Consider the following 20,032-nt stretch of genomic DNA (forward strand, 5'->3'; position numbering starts at 1 on the left):
AGCGGTGGCGGGGCAGGGCAGGGCGGATTCCGGCGTGACGAAGCAGGGCGCCGCCGAGCCGTGGCGAGTGATCTCCGCCACCACGACCAAGTACAAGTCGGCCGGTCCACTGGGACGGTTGCGGGCCTTCCGGGCCCGCGTCCGGTACTGGCTGGACCGCCCGCTCACGCCGTACCTGCTGGTGGTCGGAACCACCCTGCTGCTGGTCGTGCTCGGCCTGATGATGGTCTTCTCGGCCTCGCAGATCCTGGCGCTGAACCAGCACCACACCGCGCAGTACTACTTCCTCAAGCAGCTGATCGCGGCCATCCTCGGCCTGGTCCTGCTGGTCGGCTTCGCCTCCGTCCCGGTGGCGGTGCTGCGGGTGATCGTCTACCCGGTGATGTTCGGGGTGATCGGCGCGCTCGCGCTGGTCGCGGTGCCGGGCGTCGGGGTGCGGATCAACGGCAACCAGAACTGGCTGGACTTCGGGTTCTTCCAGTTCCAGCCCTCCGAGTTCGCCAAGCTGGCGCTGGTGCTCTGGGGCGCCGACCTGCTCGCCCGCAAGCAGAAGGCCGGCACCCTCACCTCCTGGAAGCACCTGCTGGTGCCGCTGGTCCCGGGCGCCCTGCTGCTGCTCGCGCTGATCATGATCGGCGGCGACATGGGCACCTCGATGATCCTGGTGGCCATGGTCTTCGCGCTGCTGTGGATGGTCGGCGCACCGCTGCGGCTGTTCGTGGCCACCCTCGGGGTGGCGGTCGTGGTCTGCACCGCCCTGGTGATCACCGTCCCGCACCGGGCCGAGCGGCTCGGCTGCATAGGCGTCACCAAGCTCGACCCGGAGGGCGCCTGCTTCCAGGCCCTGCACGGCGTGTACTCGTTCGCGCTCGGCGGCGGCTTCGGCACCGGCCTGGGCGCCGGCGTGGAGAAGTGGGGCCAGCTGCCCGAGGCGCACACCGACTTCATCTTCGCCGCGACCGGCGAGGAACTGGGCCTGGTGGGGACGCTGTCGGTGATCGGTCTCTTTGCGGCACTAGGCTACGCGGGTATCCGTGTGGCCATCGGTACGAAGGATCCCTTCGTCAGGTACGCCGCGGGAGCCGCCACCACCTGGATCATGGCGCAGGCCATGATCAACCTGGGGTCGGCGCTGGGACTGCTGCCCATCGCGGGCGTCCCGCTCCCGCTGTTCTCCTACGGCGGTTCCGCCATGCTGTCGGCCATGTCCGCGATCGGGGTGCTGCTGTGCCTGGCACGCAGTTCCTCGGGCGCGAAGGCGGCCCTGGCCGCCCGGAGCAAGAACTCCCGGATCAGGAAGCGACTGGCCCGGGTGCTGCCACGACGACGAACCACAGCGCGCCCGGCCCCCGGGCCGGCACGCAGGGAGCGGTGAATTTCGGTGCATGTCGTACTCGCCGGCGGGGGGACCGCCGGTCACATCGAGCCGGCCATGGCCCTCGCGGACGCCCTCCGCAGGCACGACCCGTCCATCGGGATCACCGCCCTGGGCACCGAGAAGGGGCTGGAGACCCGGCTGGTACCCGAGCGCGGTTACCAGCTGGAGCTCATCCCGGCCGTCCCCCTGCCCCGCAAGCCCACCCCCGAGCTGATCACCGTCCCCGGTCGGCTGCGCGGCACCGTGCGGGCCGCCCAGGAGATCATCGAGCGGGTCAACGCCGACGCCGTGGTCGGCTTCGGCGGCTACGTCGCGATGCCCGCGTACCTGGCCGCGAAGCGGGCCGGGGTGCCGATCGTGGTGCACGAGGCCAACGCCCGCCCCGGCCTGGCCAACAAGATCGGCGCCCGCTACACCGACTTCGTCGCGGTCTCCACCCCGGACAGCAAGCTGCGCGACTCCCGGTACATCGGCATCCCGCTGCGCCGGACCATCGCCACCCTGGACCGCAACGCCACCCGGCCGGAGGCCCGCCAGTACTTCGGCCTCGACCAGCGGCTGCCCACCCTGCTGGTCTCCGGCGGCTCCCAGGGCGCGCGCCGGCTCAACGAGACCGTCACCGCGATCGCCCCGCGGCTCCAGCAGTACGGCGTGCAGATCCTGCACGCGGTCGGCCCGAAGAACGAGCTGCCGCAGGTCGCGGACGTCCCCGGGATGCCGCCGTACCGCGCGGTGCCGTACGTCGACCGGATGGACCTCGCCTACGCGGCGGCCGACCTGATGCTCTGCCGGGCCGGCGCCATGACGGTGGCCGAGCTGGCGGCCGTCGGCCTGCCCGCCGCCTTCGTGCCGCTGCCGATCGGCAACGGCGAGCAGCGGCTGAACGCCCAGCCGATGGTCAAGGCCGGCGGCGGTCTGCTGGTGGACGACGCCGAGCTGACCCCGGACTGGGTGCTGCAGAACGTGCTGCCGGTGCTCACCGACCCGCAGCGGCTGTGGGACATGAGCCGGGCCGCCGCCGAGTTCGGCCGCCGGGACGCCGACGACCTGCTGGTCGGAATGGTGTACGAAGCGATCCAGGCGCACCGGGCCGGCCGCCGCCGTGGCTGACGGTCGGCTCGCCGACCCGTTGGAGGAGGAGCTGGAGGAGGAGGAGTCCACTCCCCGCCTCCGGCTCTCCCGGCGGGGCATCGTGGTGCTGAGCGTGCTCGGCGCCGTGGTGCTCGGCGTGCTGGCGTGGGTGGTGTTCTTCTCGTCGGTGCTGGACGTGCGCGACGTCGCCGTCCAGGGGGCGACGGACGACAAGCTGACGTCGGACCAGGTCCGCGGCGCGGTCGGCGGGCTGGCCGACAGTCCGCTGGCCCGGGTCGACCTGGACGGCGTCCGGCACCGGGTGGAGGCGATCCCCCGGGTGGCGAAGGCCGAGGTCTGGCGGGGCTGGCCGCACACCCTTCAGGTCAAGGTGGTGCAGCGGACCGCGGTGGCCGCCGTCAAGGGGGATGACGGCCAGTTCACCCAGGTGGATGCCGCCGGCGTGAGCTTCGCCACCGAGGCGGCCGCGCCGCAGGGCGTGCCGGTGGTGGAACTGCGGCTCAGTCAGCCCGCGAAGGACGTGGACGGGGTGATCTCCCGGACGCAGCTGGTGCAGGGCGCGGTGGCGGTGGCCGCCGGGCTCCCGCCGGAGATCGCCAAGCGCGCCGGATCGGTCCTCGTGCACTCCTACGACGACATCGAACTGCAGCTCAGCGGGGGTGCGACGGTGCGCTGGGGGAGTCCGGAACAGACCGACCGGAAGGCCCGGGTGCTGCTGGCGCTGATGAAGCAGAAGGGCACCGTGTTCGACGTGACGGCGCCGGAGGCGCCGGCGGTGTCGGGCTGATCCGCTAGATTCTGTGCCCGAGGGAGGGGTTGACGCCTCGAAGTGTCGGCCCGACCCTTGGTGGTCACCCCGGTTTCCATTGCCGGCTGATGATCACATAGGCTCAAAAGAAAAAGGGAAGCTCGGCGTGTTCGTTGAAACGCGTGCCCGGAGCCACCTAGTGTCCTGTGTCACCAGACTGTGTCCGTTGGTGATGTGACGGAGGCACAGGACTAACCCTAAAGGTCAAGTTTAGGGTTGGGGTCGGCGGTCGGCATTTCGGACATTCAGTCAGAAACCAGGCTCCCTACCCATCGACATCCGTCGGTACGGCCCACCGTCGGGCCGCACCGACCCGGAAATTCGAGGCGAGAGGCCTTCGACGTGGCAGCACCGCAGAACTACCTCGCAGTCATCAAGGTCGTCGGAATCGGCGGCGGTGGTGTCAACGCCATCAACCGGATGATCGAGGTCGGTCTCAAGGGCGTCGAGTTCATCGCGATCAACACCGATGCGCAGGCCCTCCTCATGAGCGACGCCGACGTCAAGCTCGATGTGGGCCGTGAACTCACCCGGGGCCTCGGCGCCGGCGCCAACCCCGAGGTCGGCCGCAAGGCCGCAGAGGACCACCGCGAGGAGATCGAGGAGGTCCTCAAGGGGGCCGACATGGTCTTCGTGACCGCCGGCGAGGGCGGTGGCACGGGCACGGGCGGCGCGCCCGTCGTCGCCAACATCGCCCGCTCGCTGGGCGCCCTGACCATCGGCGTGGTCACCCGCCCCTTCACCTTCGAGGGCCGTCGTCGGGCCAACCAGGCCGAGGACGGCATCGCCGCCCTGCGCGAAGAGGTCGACACCCTCATCGTGATCCCCAACGACCGGCTGCTGTCCATCTCGGACCGCCAGGTCAGCGTGCTCGACGCGTTCCGCTCCGCGGACCAGGTCCTGCTCTCCGGTGTCCAGGGCATCACCGACCTGATCACCACCCCGGGTCTGATCAACCTTGACTTCGCCGACGTCAAGTCCGTCATGTCGGACGCCGGTTCGGCGCTCATGGGCATCGGCTCGGCCCGCGGCGAGGACCGTGCCAAGGCGGCCGCCGTGATGGCGATCTCCTCGCCGCTGCTGGAGGCCTCGATCGACGGCGCCCGCGGCGTGCTGCTCTCCATCTCGGGCGGCTCGGACCTCGGTCTGTTCGAGATCAACGAGTCGGCCCAGCTGGTCAGCGAGGCCGCCCACCCCGAGGCCAACATCATCTTCGGTGCGGTCATCGACGACGCGCTCGGCGACGAGGTGCGGGTCACCGTCATCGCGGCCGGCTTCGACGGCGGCCAGCCGCCGGCGATCGTCCGCGACCCGGTGGTGAAGTCCACCACCCCCTCCGCCCCGGCCACCCCGCCGGCCGCCCCGGAGCGCCCGGCCGGCCGGCCGTCGTACGGGAGCCTCGGCTCGGTGGCGTCCCGCTCCGAGGGTGACGCCCCGGCCGCCCCGTCGCGTCCGGCCGAGACCCAGGCCGGCACGGCCACCACCGCTCCGGTGCCGCCGCAGGTGCAGCAGTCGAGCCGCCAGCCGTTCGTGGAGAGCCCGGCCGAGGAGCTCGACGTCCCGGACTTCCTTAAGTGATCGATCACGCGGTCCGCGCGGGTGCTCACTTCGCCTTCACCGATCGGTGGGGCGGGGTGAGCACTTCGCCGTACGGGGAGCTCAACCTCGGCGGCGCGGTCGGGGACGACCCGGAGGCCGTGCGCGAGAACCGGGCGATCGCGGCCCGGGAGCTGGGGCTGAACCCGGCCGACGTGGTCTGGATGAACCAGGTGCACGGCGCCGAGGTGGCCGTGGTGACGGAGCGCCAGCCGCTCGGGGAGGCTCCGACGGTGGACGCGGTGGTCACCGACCGGCCGCTCGCGCTCGCGGTGCTGACCGCGGACTGCACCCCGGTGCTGCTGGCCGACCCGGTGGCGGGCGTGGTGGGCGCGGCCCACGCGGGCCGGCCCGGGCTGGCGGCCGGAGTGGTGACCGCGGTCGTCAAGGCGATGGTCGAACTGGGGGCCGAGCCGGCGCGGATCACCGCCGCCACCGGCCCCGCGGTCTGCGGCCGCTGCTACGAGGTGCCGGCCCGGCTGCGCGCCGAGGTCGCCGAAGTCGTCCCGGCGGCCTTCGCCGAGACCTCCTGGGGGACCCCGGCGTTGGACGTGCCGGAGGGAGTCGCGGCCCAACTGGCCGCGGCGGGGGTCACCGAGCTGGTGCGGTCACCGGTCTGCACCCTCGAATCCGCCGATCACTTCTCCTATCGTCGCGAGCAGCGCACGGGCCGGCTCGCGAGTTACGTCTGGTTGGGCTCTGATCACTGATGACGAACGACATCTACGGACCGTTCCCGGGGAGCACCGAGTTCGCGTCCGCCCTGACGGAGGGGCAGCGGGCCCGGTACGAGGAACTCGGCACCAACCTCGAGGTGGTCGAGCGCCGGATCGCGGACGCCTGTGCGGCCGCCGGACGTCCGCGCGAGGACGTCACCCTGATCGTGGTCACCAAGACCTACCCGGCCGAGGACACCGCACTGCTGGCCGGACTGGGTGTGACGGACGTCGCGGAGAACCGGGACCAGGACGCCGCGCCCAAGGCGGAGCAGTGCAGAAACCTTCCTCTTGACTGGCACTTCGTCGGACAGCTGCAGACCAACAAGGTTCGCTCGGTCGTCCGGTACGCGAACCACGTGCACTCGGTGGACCGGCTGCGGCTGGTCGAGTCGCTCTCGGCGGCCGTGCTCAAGTCCGGGCGGCCGGAGTTGGGTTGCCTGGTGCAGGTGGCGCTGGACAAGGAAGCGTCGATCAGCGGCTCCGCCGCGGGCGGCGAGGGCGGGCACCGGGCCGGGGTCGCCCCGGAGGACGTCGCGGAGCTCGCCGACGCGATCGCCGACACGCCCGGACTTCGCCTGGACGGTGTGATGACCGTCGCTCCACTGGCCGGTCCGCTGGCCGGCGACCCGGCCCGCGCCTTCGACCGGCTGGCGGAAATCGCAACCGCCGTACGGGCGGCCCATCCGGCTGCCACCATGGTCTCCGCAGGGATGAGCGGCGACCTTGAGCAGGCGATTGCGGCCGGAGCGACACATGTGCGCGTCGGAACGGCGGTACTCGGAGTGAGGTCACCCCTCAGGTAACGTCACCGGGTAAGTAGATCAGACTGCAGGACAAAATAGGACAGAAGCTAGCAGCTTTCAGAAGCGCTAGCCAACCGTGGATCGCAGCTCCGCGGCCCCGACCCACGAACCCTGACGGTGCGTCGCCTTGACGGGCCGTCGTGGGCGGACCGCGGAATCCGCAGGCAGGGCCGTGGCCCCGGCCGTAGGGACGGTTCGCACGGAGCGAGCGGAGCGAGCGACCGATGGAAGGCGCGCGGCTTCGCGAAGCAGCCACCGAGCGCCAGCGAGGTGGCCATGAGCGGAGGAGACAGGAGCATGGCCGGCGCAATGCGCAAGATGGCGGTCTACCTCGGCCTCGTGGAGGACGAGACGTACGACGGCCAGGGGTACGACCCTGACGACGACTACGACGCGGACCCCGAGCCGATCCGTACCGGGCAGCGGACCGAGGACATCCCCCGGCCGGCAGCCGCTCCCGCGCCCGCTCCGGTCTCCTCGATCACCCCGCAGCCGGTCCCGGCCGCGGTGCCGATCCGGCAGGAGACCCCGAGGATGGCCCCCGTGTCGTCCATCACACCCGAACGCCGCCACAACCTGGAGAAGAGCGCACCGGTGATCATGCCCAAGGTAGTGAACGAACGAGAGCCCTACCGCATCACCACGCTGCACCCCCGGACCTACAACGAGGCCCGTACCATCGGGGAACAGTTCCGTGGCGGTACACCCGTGATCATGAATCTGACCGAGATGGACGACACGGACGCGAAGCGGCTCGTAGACTTCGCCGCTGGACTCGTCTTCGGTCTGCACGGCAGTATCGAGCGCGTGACACAGAAGGTGTTCCTGCTGTCGCCTGCTAACGTCGATGTCACGGCGGAGGACAAGGCTCGGATCGCCGAGGGTGGGTTCTTCAACCAGAGCTGACCCGGCCACGACTTTACGTGTGGATCTGATCAACAGTGGTTGGCGACAGGTGACGAGCGGCAGGCCCTAGGGCCCGGGACCGGGGAGAGGGGAAACGCGATGGACATCGTGTGGGCGGTGCTCTACTACGCCCTGACCGTCTTCCTGGTGTTCCTGCTCGTTCGACTGGTCATGGACTGGGTCTTCCAGTTCGCGCGTTCGTGGCGGCCCGGCAAGGCCATGGTCCTGGTCCTGGAGGCCACGTACACTGTCACGGATCCGCCGCTCAAGCTTCTTCGGCGGTTCATTCCGCCGTTGCGTTTCGGGGGCGTGGCGCTCGACCTGTCCTTCTTCGTACTGATGATCATTGTGTATGTCCTGATCTCGCTTGTGCACCCCTAGTCGTAGGTGAGCGATGCGACAGGATGCCGGTGTGCCGACGATCACGTTGAGGTGAAGAGATGCCATTGACCCCCGAGGACGTTCGGAACAAGCAGTTCACGACCGTCCGCCTGCGTGAAGGCTATGACGAGGACGAGGTCGATGCCTTCCTCGACGAGGTCGAGGCGGAGCTGACCCGCCTCCTCCGGGAGAACGAGGACCTGCGTGCCAAGCTGGCCGCCGCGACTCGCGCCGCCGCGCAGAACCAGGCCAACATGCGGAAGGAGCCGCCGCAGGACGCCCAGCGTCCGGCTGCTCCCGTCCCGGCCGCCATATCCGGCCCGCCGGTCCCCGGCCAGCAGGGTCCGGGCGGCCCGCAGCAGATGGGCCCCGGCGGCCCGCAGCAGATGGGCCCCGGTGGTCCTCAGCAGCAGCAGCAGCAGATGGGCAACCAGCCGCTCGGCCTGCCCTCCGGTGCGCCGCAGCTCCCGGCCGGCCAGGGCGGTCCGATGGGCCCCGGCGGTCCGCAGCAGATGAACCAGACCATGGGCGGCCAGCAGCAGCTGGTCCAGCCGATGGGTGGTCAGATGCTCCAGCCCATGGGCGGTCCCGGCGGTCCGCAGCAGATGGGCAACCCGATGGGCCAGGGCATGGGCCAGCAGCAGCAGATGCAGCCGATGGGTGGCCCCATGGGCGGCCCGCCGCAGCAGATGGGCGGCCCGCTCGGCGGCCCGATGCAGCAGCAGGGTCCCGGCGGCGACAGTGCCGCCCGCGTGCTGGCGCTCGCCCAGCAGACCGCCGACCAGGCGATCTCCGAGGCCCGCTCCGAGGCCAACAAGATCGTCGGCGAGGCGCGCAGCCGGGCCGAGGGTCTGGAGCGCGACGCCCGGGCCAAGGCCGACGCCCTGGAGCGGGACGCGCAGGAGAAGCACCGCGTCGCGATGGGGTCGCTGGAGTCCGCGCGGGCCACGCTGGAGCGCAAGGTCGAGGACCTGCGGGCGTTCGAGCGTGAGTACCGCACGCGCCTGAAGTCGTACCTGGAGACCCAGCTGCGGCAGCTGGAGTCGCAGGCCGACGACTCGCTCGCGCCGCCGCGGATCCCCGCCACCGCGTCGCTGCCGCCGGCGGCCTCGTCGATGGCGCCGGCCGGTGCGGGGTCGATGGGCTCGGCGCCTTCCTTCGGCGGGAACCAGCCGTCGTTCGGTGGGAACTCGCCGTCGTTCGGCGGGCAGAGCTCCTTCGGTGGGAATCCGCCGGCGCCGAGCTTCGGTGCGCAGGGCGGTGGCAACAGCGGGGCTCCGCAGATGCAGCCGGCCGGGATGACCCAGCCGATGGCGGCCGTCCGGCCGCAGCCGCCGCAGCCGATGCAGCAGGCTCCGGCGCCGATGCGGGGCTTTCTGATCGATGAGGACGGCGACAACTGAGGTTGTAGCCGGGGCTTTTGAGGGCGTCCCCTTTCTGACCTTCGGGTTGGGGAGGGGGCGTCCTTTTTTGTGTTCGTCGGGGTCTGTGGGGGGGTGGGCTTTCGGGAGGGTGGGTGACGCCGGGGGCGGTTCCGGGGGTGGGTGCTCCGGGGGCCGGGTGATTTTCGGACTGCCGACTCTGTGGGTGGGGGTTGGGCGTCGTTGGCAGTCCGAAAATCACCCGTTACGCCCTCTCCGCACCCACCCCCTCCACTGCCCCCTCCCGCAGCGCGTCCCTCTCGCCTGGGAGGGGGGTGGGGCGTGGGGGCGGTGGCGTGGGGGTGTCGTGGCCGGTGCGGGGCGTTGGCCGCGCGCACGGAGGGTGCGGGCGCGCGGGGGCTTTGCCCCGCGCGCCCGTGAGGGGTTGGGGAAAGGGAACCGCCGCCCGGCTCGGGGAGCTGGGCGGCGGTTCCTCGGGTCGGTCAGGCCTTGCGGAGTTGGAAGGCGAGGCCGAGGGATTCGTCGGTGAAGGTGTCGGAGGTCCAGTCGGCTGCGCCGGCGGCGAAGTCGGTGGCGAGGACCTCCTCGGCGACGAGGGGGCCGTGTTCGGCGATGGCCTCGGCGGTCTCCTCGGTGGTGGCGTGCCAGCGGAGGACGATGCGGTCGGCTACGTCGAGGCCGGAGTTCTTGCGGGCCTCCTGGATCTGGCGGATGGCGTCGCGGGCGATGCCGAGGCGCTTCAGCTCCGGGGTGATGGCCAGGTCGAGGGCGACGGTGGCGCCGGACTCGTTGGCGACGGCCCAGCCCTCGCGGGGGGTCTCGGTGATGATCACCTCGTCGGGGGAGAGGGGGATCGTCTCGCCGTTCAGTTCGACGGTGGTGGTGCCCGAGGCGCGCAGTTCGGCGGCCAGGCGTGCGGCGTCGGTGGCGGCGACCGCCTTGGCGACGTCCTGCACGCCCTTGCCGAAACGCTTGCCCAGCGCGCGGAAGTTGGCCTTGGCGGTGGTGTCGACCAGGGAGCCGCCGACCTCGGCGAGGGACTCCAGGGTGGAGACGTTGAGCTCCTCGGCGATCTGCGCGCGCAGGTCGGCGGGCAGCTCCTCCCAGCCCTGGGCGGCGACCAGGGCGCGGGAGAGCGGCTGGCGGGTCTTCACACCGGACTCGGCGCGGGTGGCCCGACCCAGCTCGACCAGGCGGCGGACCAGTGCCATGTGGCGGGAGAGCTCGGTGTCGATCAGGGTCTCGTCGGCCTCCGGCCAGGTGGCCAGGTGCACCGAGGTCGGGGCCTCCGGGGCGACCGGGACGACCAGGTCCTGCCAGACCCGCTCGGTGATGAACGGGGTGAGCGGGGCCATCAGACGGGTGACGGTCTCCAGCGCCTCGTGCAGGGTGGCGAGCGCGGCCGCGTCGCCCTGCCAGAAGCGGCGGCGGCCGCGACGGACGTACCAGTTGGAGAGGTCGTCGACGAAGCCGGAGAGCAGCTTGCCGGCGCGCTGGGTGTCGTACGCCTCGAAGGCCGCGTCGACCTCGCGGACCAGGGTGTTCAGCTCGGAGAGCACCCAGCGGTCCAGCTGCGGGCGCTCGGCCGGGGCCGGGTCGTTCGCCGAGGGGGCCCAGTTCGAGGTGCGGGCGTACAGGGCCTGGAAGGCGACGGTGTTCCAGTAGGTGAGGAGGGTCTTGCGGACCACTTCCTGGATGGTGCCGTGGCCGACCCGGCGGGCCGACCAGGGCGATCCGCCGGCCGCCATGAACCAGCGGACGGCGTCGGCGCCGTGCTGGTCCATCAGCGGGATCGGCTGCAGGATGTTGCCCAGGTGCTTGGACATCTTCCGGCCGTCCTCGGCCAGGATGTGGCCCAGGCAGACGACGTTCTCGTAGCTGTTCTTGTCGAACACCAGGGTGCCGACGGCCATCAGCGTGTAGAACCAGCCACGGGTCTGGTCGATCGCCTCGGAGATGAACTGCGCCGGGTAGCGCCTCTCGAACAGCTCCTTGTTCTGGTACGGGTAGCCGTACTGGGCGAAGGGCATCGAGCCCGAGTCGTACCAGGCGTCGATGACCTCGGGCACGCGGGTGGCGGTGCCGCCGCAGTCGCGGCAGGCGAAGGTCACGTCGTCGATGTACGGGCGGTGCGGGTCGAGGGCGCTCTGGTCGGTGCCGGTGAGCTCGGACAGCTCGGCCAGCGAGCCGACGCAGGTGAGGTGGCCCTCCTCGCAGCGCCAGATCGGCAGCGGGGTGCCCCAGTAGCGGTTGCGGCTGAGCGCCCAGTCGATGTTGTTGTTCAGCCAGTCGCCGAAGCGGCCGTGCTTGACCGTGTCCGGGAACCAGTTGGTGGCCTCGTTCTCGCGGATCATCGCGTCCTTGACGGCGGTGGTCCGGATGTACCAGGACGGCTGCGCGTAGTAGAGCAGCGCGGTGTGGCAGCGCCAGCAGTGCGGGTAGCTGTGCTCGTACGGCAGGTGGCGGAAGAGCAGGCCGCGCTCCTTGAGGTCCGCGACCAGGGCCTCGTCGGCCTTCTTGAAGAACTGGCCGCCGACCAGCGGGACCTCGGGGGCGAAGGTGCCGTCGCCGAGCACCGGGTTGACCACCGGCAGGCCGTACTTGCGGCAGGTCGCGAGGTCGTCCGCGCCGAAGGCGGGGGACTGGTGGACGATGCCGGTGCCGTCCTCGGTGGTGACGTAGTCGGCGTTGAGGACGTAGTGGGCGTTCTCGATCTCGACCAGGTCGAAGGGGCGGCGGTAGGCCCAGCGCTCCATCTCGGCGCCGGTGAAGGACTCGCCGGTGGTCTCCCAGCCCTCGCCGAGCGCCTTGGCGACCAGCGGCTCGGCGACGACCAGCTTCTCGCTGCCGTCGGTGGCCACCACGTAGGTGACCTCCGGGTGGACGGCGGCGGCGGTGTTGGAGACCAGGGTCCACGGGGTGGTGGTCCAGACCAGCAGGGAGGCCTGCCCGGCCAGCGGGCCGCTGGTGAGCGGGAAGCGGACGTAGACCGAGGGGTCGACGACGGTCTCGTAGCCCTGGGCCAGTTCGTGGTCGGACAGGCCGGTGCCGCAGCGCGGGCACCAGGGGGCGACCCGGTGGTCCTGGACCAGCAGGCCCTTGTCGAAGATCTGCTTGAGCGACCACCAGACGGACTGGACGTACGACGGGTCCATCGTCCGGTACGCCTCGTCGAGGTCGACCCAGTACCCCATGCGGGTGGTCAGCTCGGTGAAGGCGTCGGTGTGGCGGGTCACCGACTCGCGGCACTTGGCGTTGAACTCGGCGATGCCGTACGCCTCGATGTCCTGCTTGCCGGAGAAGCCCAGCTCCTTCTCGACGGCGAGTTCGACCGGGAGGCCGTGGCAGTCCCAGCCGGCCTTGCGGGCGACGTGGTAGCCCTTCATCGTCCGGTAGCGGGGGAAGACGTCCTTGAAGACGCGGGCCTCGATGTGGTGGGCGCCGGGCATGCCGTTGGCGGTCGGCGGGCCCTCGTAGAACACCCACTCGGGGCGGCCCTCGGACTGCTCCAGGCTGCGCTGGAAGATCTTGTTGTCCTGCCAGAAGGACAGGATCTGGTGCTCCAGGGCAGGCAGATCCACCTGCGCGGGAACGGGGTTGTAGGTGCTCATCGCGGGCGTCTACCTCCGGCGGATGCTGGGACTGGATCCTCCGGAGGGACGAGACGGACCGGCCGCCCCGCGGTACCACCCTCCTTGGCCGCGGTGCTGCGTTGCGGCCCTCTTGTTTGGGCTTGCTGCCGGGTCTAGTGAGCCGCCGCGGGTTGCGCGGTGGCCGTTCTTCCGGCGGCTCCGGGGTGATCTTCCCGCCGCGCACACCCCCGGGCTCGCACCGTCCCCGGGTCGCTGGTGGCTGCGTACGTCGGTACTCGTCCCATCTGCGCCTTGCAGGGCCAGTGTATCGGCCGGGCGAGACGGTTTGTCCAAAGGGATTCCGGGAGTGGGTGCGGGGGCGCGATCCGGGCCGGTCGGCGGGGGCGGTTAGGTGGGGGCGAGGTGGGCACAAGTCTGTCAGCGCGCGGGGCGTGGCGGTTGGGGCGGCTGCCTGGGTGGGATCATCGTGAGGCGCCGGTATGTCATGTTGTGACCGGTTTTAATCGGGATTATCGTTCCGGCACTGGAGGCCGCCGGGAACCGGCGGCTCGATTCGTTCGTAGATGGGGTCGAAGCCATGGCTGAGAAGGCAACCGGCGCGGGTACCGCCACCAAGCGGGCACGCAAGGCCGTGGCGGCCGATCCAGGGGAGGGGACCGTGACCACTACCGCACCTCAGAAGACCAGTACCGACACCGTCACCGTGCCGCGCGGAGCCGAGTCGGTCGACCCGGCGACCCTGCCGGTCCGGCCGGGCGAGGACGCCTGGACCTCGGACGAGGTCCACGAGCTGCACGACGAGCTGATCAGCGACCTGGAGCGGCTGCGCGGGGAGATCGACGCCGCCGACGCCGCCATCGCCGGCCTGATGCGCGACTCCAACGACGGAGCCGGTGACGACCAGGTGGACGCCGGTACGAAGAACATCTCGCGGGAGAGCGAGCTGGCGCTCGCCAACAACGCGCGGGACAGCCTCGCCCAGACGGAACGCGCGCTGGAGCGGCTGGAGGGCGTCGGCTTCGGCACCTGCGAGTCCTGCGGACAGGCCATCGGCAAGGCCCGGATGCAGGCCTTCCCCCGGGCCACGCTCTGCGTGCAGTGCAAGTCCAAGCAGGAACGCCGCTGAAGCAGGCGCCGACCGGACGACCGGCCGCGCCACCGGGGCGACGCGGGGGGTCGGGCTTGCCGTACGCTCGACCCCGTAACGTCGCCTGACTCGTCGGTACGCACGCGTTCAGGCCCTCACCGGCTCACATCGGCAGCGGAGCGGATCATCAGTACGCAAGGTTCCCCCCAGACCCGGGACGACGCCGTCCCGAATCCCGCGGATGACGCGGAGGTGGCCGTGTCCGATTCCGGTGAGTCGACCGGGGCCGGTGAGGCGGCTCCGGTGGGCGGCGGCTCGGCGGCGGACGAGCCCAAGGGCCCGCGCCGGGTCGGGGTGCTGCTGGTCGTCGCGGTGCTCGCGTTCCTGATCGACCTCGGCAGCAAGCTGCTGGTCGTCGCCAAGCTGGAGAACCACGCGGCGATCAAGGTGATCGGTGACGTCGTCACCTTCCAGGTGATCCGCAACTCCGGCGCCGCCTTCGGCATGGGGCAGGCGCTGACCGTCGTCTTCACGATGATCGCCGCGGCCGTCATCGTGGTGATCTGGCGGATCGCCCGCCGGCTGTACAGCCTCCCGTGGGCGATCGCGCTCGGGCTGCTGCTCGGTGGTGCCCTGGGCAACCTGACCGACCGGCTGTTCCGCGCGCCGGGCGTCTTCCGCGGGCACGTCGTGGACTTCATCTCCGTCCAGCACTTCGCGGTGTTCAACCTCGCGGACTCGGCGATCGTCTGCGGCGGCGTCCTCGTCGTGCTGCTCTCGTTCCGCGGCAGCAACCCGGACGGAAGCGTGCACCAGGCGGCGGAGAAGTCCGAGAAGTAGGGCCCGGCCCCGGGCGGGGCGGCTCGCGGGCGGGGCGGGGCCGGGTTTCCGGCATACTCGTACGGGTGAGTACCGCAGCGCAGAACCGCAGCCTCCCCGTTCCCGACGGCCTGGAGGGCGAGCGTCTCGACGCCGCCCTCGCCCGGATGTTCGGCTTCTCCCGGACCAAGGCCGCCGAGCTGGCCGCCGAGGGCAAGGTGACGCTCGACGGCGCCATGGCCGGCAAGTCGGACCGGGTGACGGCCGGCTCCTGGCTGGAGGTCGAGATCCCGGCCCCCGCCGCCCCGGTGCGGATCGTGGCCGAGCCGGTCGACGGCATGCGGATCGTGCACGACGACGAGGACATCGTGCTGGTCGACAAGCCGGTCGGCGTCGCCGCGCACCCGAGCCCCGGCTGGACCGGCCCCACCGTCATCGGCGGGCTCGCCGCGGCCGGCTACCGGATCTCCACCTCCGGTGCCGCCGAGCGCCAGGGCATCGTGCACCGGCTGGACGTCGGCACCTCGGGCCTGATGGTCGTCGCCAAGTCCGAGCGGGCCTACACCGACCTCAAGCGGCAGTTCCACGACCGGGTCACGGACAAGCGCTACCACACGCTGGTCCAGGGGCACCCGGACCCGCTGAGCGGCACGGTCGACGCGCCGATCGGGCGCCACCCCAGCTCGGACTGGAAGTGGGCGGTGACCCGCGACGGCAAGCCGTCCGTCACCCACTACGACCTGATCGAGGCGTACCGGGCGGCCTCGCTGATGGCCATCAAGCTGGAGACCGGCCGCACCCACCAGATCCGCGTCCACATGTCCGCGCTGCGGCACCCCTGCGTGGGCGACCTGACGTACGGCGCCGACCCGACGCTGGCCAAGCGGCTCGGGCTGACCCGGCAGTGGCTGCACGCCGTCTCGCTCGGCTTCGAGCACCCGGCTGACGGGCAGTGGGTCGAGTTCAGCAGCGAGTACCCGGCGGACCTGCAGAAGGCGCTGGACATCATCGCGTCGGAGAGCTGAGATGACGGTCTCCGTGCGGGTCGCCGAGGGGGAAGCCGACCTGGAGCTGGCGCGGGCGGTGCGGCGTGAGGTGTTCGTCGTCGAGCAGAACGTGCCGGAGGAGCTGGAGTACGACGAGTACGACGCCACCTCGGTGCACGTGCTGGCCGTGGGCGCGGGGGGCGCCGCGCTGGGGACCGGGCGGCTGATCTTCGGTGACGAGGCACTGAAGCTGACCGGGGGCGTCGAGGGGCGGGTGCTGCTCGGGCGGCTCGCGGTCCTGGCGGCGGCCCGGGGGACGGGACTCGGGGTCGAACTGGTCCGGGCGATCGAGGCGGCGGGGCGCGAGCGCGGTGGCGTCGAGGTCGAGCTGCACGCACAGGTGCAGGCGCTCGGGTTCTACGAGCGGCTGGGGTACGTGGCGGAGGGGCCGGTGTACGACGATGCCGGGATTCCGCACCGGACGATGACGAGGGTTCTGTAGGCGAGGGCTTGTGCGGGTGAGCGGGGGGTGGGCCTCGGGCTGCGGCGCCGAAGGGCCTGGTCGGCGGTCCGGCCGACCGCCGGGGTGGCGGCGACGGCTCCGAGCGGGGTGATCGGCGGCCGGAGCGCGGGACCCTCCCGGGGTGTTCCCGGGCCGGGGGAAGCCTGGTGAGCCGCCCGGCACCGGGGCACAGCGGGGCGAACCGGGCGAAGAGGGCCGGTGGCTTTATCGGACGCCTACCCGGACGACGGATACGATCTGCCCCCATGGAGTTCGGTGGGGCATGGCGCCGGTGGCGCGGCCGGGGTACGTCGGTGCGGCGCAGGGTGCTGGCCGGGGCGGTGGCCCTGGTGGCGGTCGCCGGGGTCGGCACGGCGACGGTGGCGTCCGGCAGTGAACAGGCGGTCCATCAAGAGGATCGTTTCCTCAGCATGCCGGAGACGCCCGGCAGCGCACAGCAGGTCCAGTTGGACACCTCGTTCTTCACCACCGGCACCGGTCCGCGACCGGCCGTCCTGCTCGCGCACGGCTTCGGGGGTTCCAAGGAGGGCGAGCGGGACCGCGCCGAGCAGCTGGCCCGGCAGGGCTACGCGGTGCTGACCTGGTCGGCGCGCGGCTTCGGGCACTCGGGCGGGAAGATCGGGCTGAACGCGCCCGACCGCGAGGTCGAGGACGTCAAGCACCTGGTGGACTGGCTGGCCCAGCGCCCCGAGGTGCAGCTCGACGCCCCCGGCGACCCGCGGGTCGGCATCACCGGGGCCTCGTACGGCGGGGCGATCTCGCTGCTGGCATCGGCGTACGACCACCGGATCGACGCGGTGGCGACCCAGATCACCTGGTGGAACCTGGCCGACGCGCTGTTCCCGCAGGGGGTGCAGGGCTCGGGCGCGGCGGACGGCGTGTTCAAGAAGCTGTGGGCCGGGATCTTCTTCACCACCGGCTCGGCCGCGCCGGGTTCGGGGGGCGGGCTCGGGCCCTCGGGCGGTGCGCCGCGTGGCGGGACCGCGCCGGACGCGACGGTGGCGCAGGGGCAGGTCGGCTGCGGGCGGTTCCTGGAGTCGCTCTGCCAGATGTACGACCGGGTCGCGACCGCGGGGCACGCGGACCCGGAGGCCGTCGCGCTGCTGGACAAGTCGAGCCCGTCCTCGGTGGCGGCACAGCTCAAGGCGCCCACGCTGGTGGTGCAGGGACAGCAGGACTCGCTGTTCCCGCTCGACCAGGGCGACCGGATCGCCCGGGCGGTGGCGGCCAACGGCGCGCCCGTCTCGGTGGACTGGTTCGCGGGCGGGCACGACGGTGGGACGGACACCAGCGCCCGGGTGGACGACCGGGTGACCGCCTGGTTCGACCACTACCTGAAGGGGCGCGGCAACGACACCGGCCCGGGGTTCCGGGTCACCCGGACCGGCGGGGTCGACTCGACCGGTTTCCAGGCCGTACTGCGCGGTGCCGACGCCGACCGGTACCCGGGGCTCGACGGCACCGGGACGCGGTCGGTCGAACTGGCGGGCGGGGAGAGGACCGTCGCCAACCCGCCCGGTGGGGCGCCGCCCGGCATCTCGACGCTGCCGGGGATCGGTGCGCTGAGCCAGGCGGCCTCGCTCGGGGTCGGGCTGTCGCTGGACTTCCCCGGGCAGAACGCCGCCTTCGACTCGGCGCCGCTGGACACGCCGCTGCACCTGACCGGGCAGCCGACCGTGCCGGTGCGGGTGAAGGCGGACCGGCCGGACGCGGTGCTGTTCGCGAAGCTGTACGACGTCGGGCCGGACGGCAAGGCGGTGCTGCCGGAGCAGCTCGCGGCTCCGCTGCGGGTGACGGGTGCGGACGAGGGGCGGACGGTGACGGTCCGGCTGCCCGCCGTGGACCACGAGTTCCCGGCCGGGCACCGGCTGCGGCTGGTGCTGGCGTCCACCGACCTGGCGTACGCCTCGCCGAACGAGCCGGCCACCTACCGGGTGGCGGTCGCCGGGGCGCTCACCGTGCCGACGGTGGCGGAGCTGCTCACGGAGGCGGCGCCGTTGCCCGCCCGGACCTGGATGCTGCCGGTGGCCGCCGTGGTGGTGGCCGCGGGGCTGGTGCTGGTGCCGTGGATGCGTCGGCGTTTCGTGGCCACGGCCGGTGGGGCGGCGGGGTCGTCACGGCCGTCGCGGCCGTCGGGACCGGAGTTCGACCCGGCGCTGGCCGGGGTGCCGCTGCAGATCAGCGGGCTCAGCAAGCGCTACAAGGGATCCCATGACCGTTACGCGGTGAGGGAGTTGGACTTCCGGGTGGAGCAGGGCCAGGTGCTCGGCCTGCTCGGGCCGAACGGCGCGGGTAAGACCACCACGCTGCGGATGCTGATGGGCCTGATCCGGCCGGACGCCGGGGAGATCCGGGTCTTCGGGCACCTGATCCGCCCCGGGGCGCCGGTGCTCTCGCGGGTCGGCGCCTTCGTCGAGGGCGCGGGCTTCCTGCCGCACCTCACCGGTCGGGCCAACCTGCGGCTGTACTGGCAGGCCACCGGGCGGCCGGAGGCCGATGCGCGCTTCGACGAGGCGCTGGCGATCGCCGGGCTCGGCGAGGCGCTGGACCGTGCGGTGCGGACGTACTCGCAGGGCATGCGGCAGCGGCTCGCCATCGCGCAGGCGATGCTCGGGATGCCGGACCTGCTGATCCTGGACGAGCCGACCAACGGGCTGGACCCGCCGCAGATCCGTGAGATGCGCGAGGTGATGATCCGGTACGCGGCCGGCGGGCGGACCGTCATCGTCTCCAGCCACCTGCTGGCCGAGGTCGAGCAGAGCTGCACCGACCTGGTGGTGATGGACCGCGGGCGGCTGGTGACGGCCGGGCCGGTCGGCGAGATCGTCGGCGCCGGAGAGCTGCTGATGATCGGGGTGGCCGCGTCCTGCGACCCGGAGTCGGTGGTCGAGAAGGCCGGCGCGCTGGCCGGGGTCGGTTCGGCGGAGGCCGTCGAGGGCGGACTGCTGGTCCGGCTGGACGGGCTCGCGGCGAGCGAGCTGCTGGCGGAGCTGGTGCGGCTGGGGGTGCCGGTGGAGAGCGCCGGGCCGCAGCGGCGGTTGGAGGACGCGTTCCTGTCGTTGATCGGAGGTGCGGCGTGAGCGCCAGTACTACGGACCGTGGCCCCTCGGACCATGCCGAGGGCTACCGGGCGAGCCGGACGCTGCCGCTGCGGGTGGAGGCGATGCGTCAGCTGCGCCGTCGGCGCACGCTGGTGATCGGTGGGGTGCTGGCCGCGATGCCGTTCGTCATCCTGGCGGCGTTCCAGATCGGCGGTACCCCGGGGCGTCCGGACCGGACCACCTTCATCGACCTGGCCACCGCCTCCGGGGCCAACTTCGCGGTCACCATGCTGTTCGTGGGCACGGGCTTCATGCTGGTGATCCCGGTCGCGCTGTTCTGCGGGGACACGGTGGCCTCGGAGGCCAGCTGGTCCTCGCTGCGCTACCTGCTGGCCGCGCCGGTGCCGCGGGCGCGGCTGTTGGCCCGCAAGTTCGCGATCGGGCTGGCGTTCTCGGCGGTGGCGATCGTCATGCTGCCCGCGATCGGGCTGGTCGTGGGGACGGCGGCGTACGGGTGGGGGGACCTGAAGCTGCCCGCCGGGGCGAGCCTGCCGGCCGGGGAGGCGCTGCCCCGGATCGCGATCGCGGTGGCGTTCGTGTTCCTGAGCGAACTGGTGATCGCCGCGCTGGCGTTCTGGCTGTCGACGGCGACGGACGCGCCGCTGGGGGCGGTCGGCGGGGCGGTGTTCCTGTCGATCATCACCGGGGTGCTGGACGCGGTCACCGCGCTGGGTGACCTGCGGGAGTGGCTGCCGGCGCACTGGCAGTACGCGTGGGCGGACGCCCTGCAGCCGCAGTTGGAGTGGGGCGGCATGCTGCAGGGGGTCTCGTTGTCGCTGTCGTACGCGGTGGTGCTGTTGGCGTTGGCGTTCCGCGGGTTCGCGCGCAAGGACGTGGTGTCGTAGCGGGGTGGCTCGT

General features: G+C 71.9%; 16 protein-coding genes. 15 read left to right on the top strand and 1 reads right to left on the bottom strand.

What is annotated here, in order from left to right; all coding sequences use genetic code 11:
• Window positions 1–34 precede the first annotated feature (34 nt).
• The 9 genes from ftsW (at window position 35) to ACH4J0_RS05345 (ending at window position 9,086) form a co-directional block, all read left to right on the top strand.
• Window positions 35–1,375 carry a putative lipid II flippase FtsW gene (ftsW, locus tag ACH4J0_RS05305; protein WP_396236371.1) on the top strand — a complete coding sequence of 447 codons (1,341 nt, stop codon included), beginning with the start codon at window positions 35–37 and terminating at the stop codon, window positions 1,373–1,375.
• Window positions 1,376–1,381: 6 nt separating this feature from the next.
• Complete coding sequence (gene murG / locus ACH4J0_RS05310) at window positions 1,382–2,488, top strand: undecaprenyldiphospho-muramoylpentapeptide beta-N-acetylglucosaminyltransferase (RefSeq protein ID WP_396236373.1); 1,107 nt, start codon at window positions 1,382–1,384, stop codon at window positions 2,486–2,488.
• Window positions 2,481–3,257, top strand: a complete 777-nt coding sequence (locus ACH4J0_RS05315) for a cell division protein FtsQ/DivIB (protein WP_396236375.1) — start codon at window positions 2,481–2,483, stop codon at window positions 3,255–3,257. The genes murG and ACH4J0_RS05315 overlap by 8 nt, the downstream gene beginning before the upstream one ends.
• Before the next feature lie 363 nt (window positions 3,258–3,620).
• Window positions 3,621–4,856, top strand: a complete 1,236-nt coding sequence (gene ftsZ / locus ACH4J0_RS05320; RefSeq protein ID WP_396236377.1) for a cell division protein FtsZ — start codon at window positions 3,621–3,623, stop codon at window positions 4,854–4,856.
• A complete protein-coding gene (gene pgeF / locus ACH4J0_RS05325) occupies window positions 4,853–5,584 on the top strand; it encodes a peptidoglycan editing factor PgeF (protein WP_396236379.1) in 732 nt (243 codons plus the stop codon). The genes ftsZ and pgeF overlap by 4 nt, the downstream gene beginning before the upstream one ends.
• Window positions 5,584–6,396, top strand: coding sequence for a YggS family pyridoxal phosphate-dependent enzyme (locus ACH4J0_RS05330; protein ID WP_396236381.1), 813 nt, complete (start codon window positions 5,584–5,586; stop codon window positions 6,394–6,396). The genes pgeF and ACH4J0_RS05330 overlap by 1 nt, the downstream gene beginning before the upstream one ends.
• Window positions 6,397–6,693: 297 nt before the next feature.
• Window positions 6,694–7,302 (top strand): cell division protein SepF, encoded by a 609-nt coding sequence (locus ACH4J0_RS05335; protein WP_030282899.1) that lies wholly within the window; start codon window positions 6,694–6,696, stop codon window positions 7,300–7,302.
• 99 nt (window positions 7,303–7,401) lie between these two features.
• The gene (locus ACH4J0_RS05340) at window positions 7,402–7,683 is read left to right on the top strand and encodes a YggT family protein (protein ID WP_030282903.1); all 282 of its coding nucleotides are present in this window, start codon (window positions 7,402–7,404) and stop codon (window positions 7,681–7,683) included.
• A 59-nt stretch (window positions 7,684–7,742) separates the two neighbouring features.
• Entirely contained in the window at window positions 7,743–9,086 is a 1,344-nt protein-coding gene (locus tag ACH4J0_RS05345) for a DivIVA domain-containing protein (protein WP_396236383.1), read from the top strand.
• 461 nt (window positions 9,087–9,547) lie between these two features.
• On the opposite strand, the gene ileS is transcribed toward ACH4J0_RS05345, so the two are convergent.
• Window positions 9,548–12,676, bottom strand: a complete 3,129-nt coding sequence (ileS, locus tag ACH4J0_RS05350; protein WP_396236385.1) for an isoleucine--tRNA ligase — start codon at window positions 12,674–12,676, stop codon at window positions 9,548–9,550.
• A gap of 559 nt (window positions 12,677–13,235) precedes the next feature.
• On the opposite strand from ileS, the gene ACH4J0_RS05355 reads away from it, so the two are divergent.
• The 6 genes from ACH4J0_RS05355 to ACH4J0_RS05380 all read left to right on the top strand — a co-directional run bounded on the left by ACH4J0_RS05355 (window position 13,236) and on the right by ACH4J0_RS05380 (window position 20,019).
• Window positions 13,236–13,784, top strand: a complete 549-nt coding sequence (locus ACH4J0_RS05355) for a TraR/DksA family transcriptional regulator (protein WP_396236388.1) — start codon at window positions 13,236–13,238, stop codon at window positions 13,782–13,784.
• Window positions 13,785–13,928: 144 nt separating this feature from the next.
• Window positions 13,929–14,585 (top strand): signal peptidase II, encoded by a 657-nt coding sequence (gene lspA / locus ACH4J0_RS05360; RefSeq protein ID WP_396236530.1) that lies wholly within the window; start codon window positions 13,929–13,931, stop codon window positions 14,583–14,585.
• 65 nt (window positions 14,586–14,650) lie between these two features.
• On the top strand, window positions 14,651–15,589 hold the full coding sequence (locus tag ACH4J0_RS05365) for an RluA family pseudouridine synthase (RefSeq protein WP_396236390.1): 939 nt from the start codon (window positions 14,651–14,653) through the stop codon (window positions 15,587–15,589).
• Window position 15,590: 1 nt separating this feature from the next.
• Entirely contained in the window at window positions 15,591–16,052 is a 462-nt protein-coding gene (locus ACH4J0_RS05370) for a GNAT family N-acetyltransferase (protein WP_396236392.1), read from the top strand.
• Window positions 16,053–16,318: 266 nt separating this feature from the next.
• Entirely contained in the window at window positions 16,319–19,153 is a 2,835-nt protein-coding gene (locus tag ACH4J0_RS05375) for an alpha/beta fold hydrolase (RefSeq protein ID WP_396236394.1), read from the top strand.
• Window positions 19,150–20,019 carry an ABC transporter permease gene (locus ACH4J0_RS05380; RefSeq protein ID WP_396236396.1) on the top strand — a complete coding sequence of 290 codons (870 nt, stop codon included), beginning with the start codon at window positions 19,150–19,152 and terminating at the stop codon, window positions 20,017–20,019. Before ACH4J0_RS05375 ends, ACH4J0_RS05380 begins: the two co-directional genes overlap by 4 nt.
• Window positions 20,020–20,032: the final 13 nt, after the last annotated feature.

Source organism: Kitasatospora sp. NPDC017646 (assembly GCF_044329365.1).
Lineage (GTDB): Bacteria > Actinomycetota > Actinomycetes > Streptomycetales > Streptomycetaceae > Kitasatospora.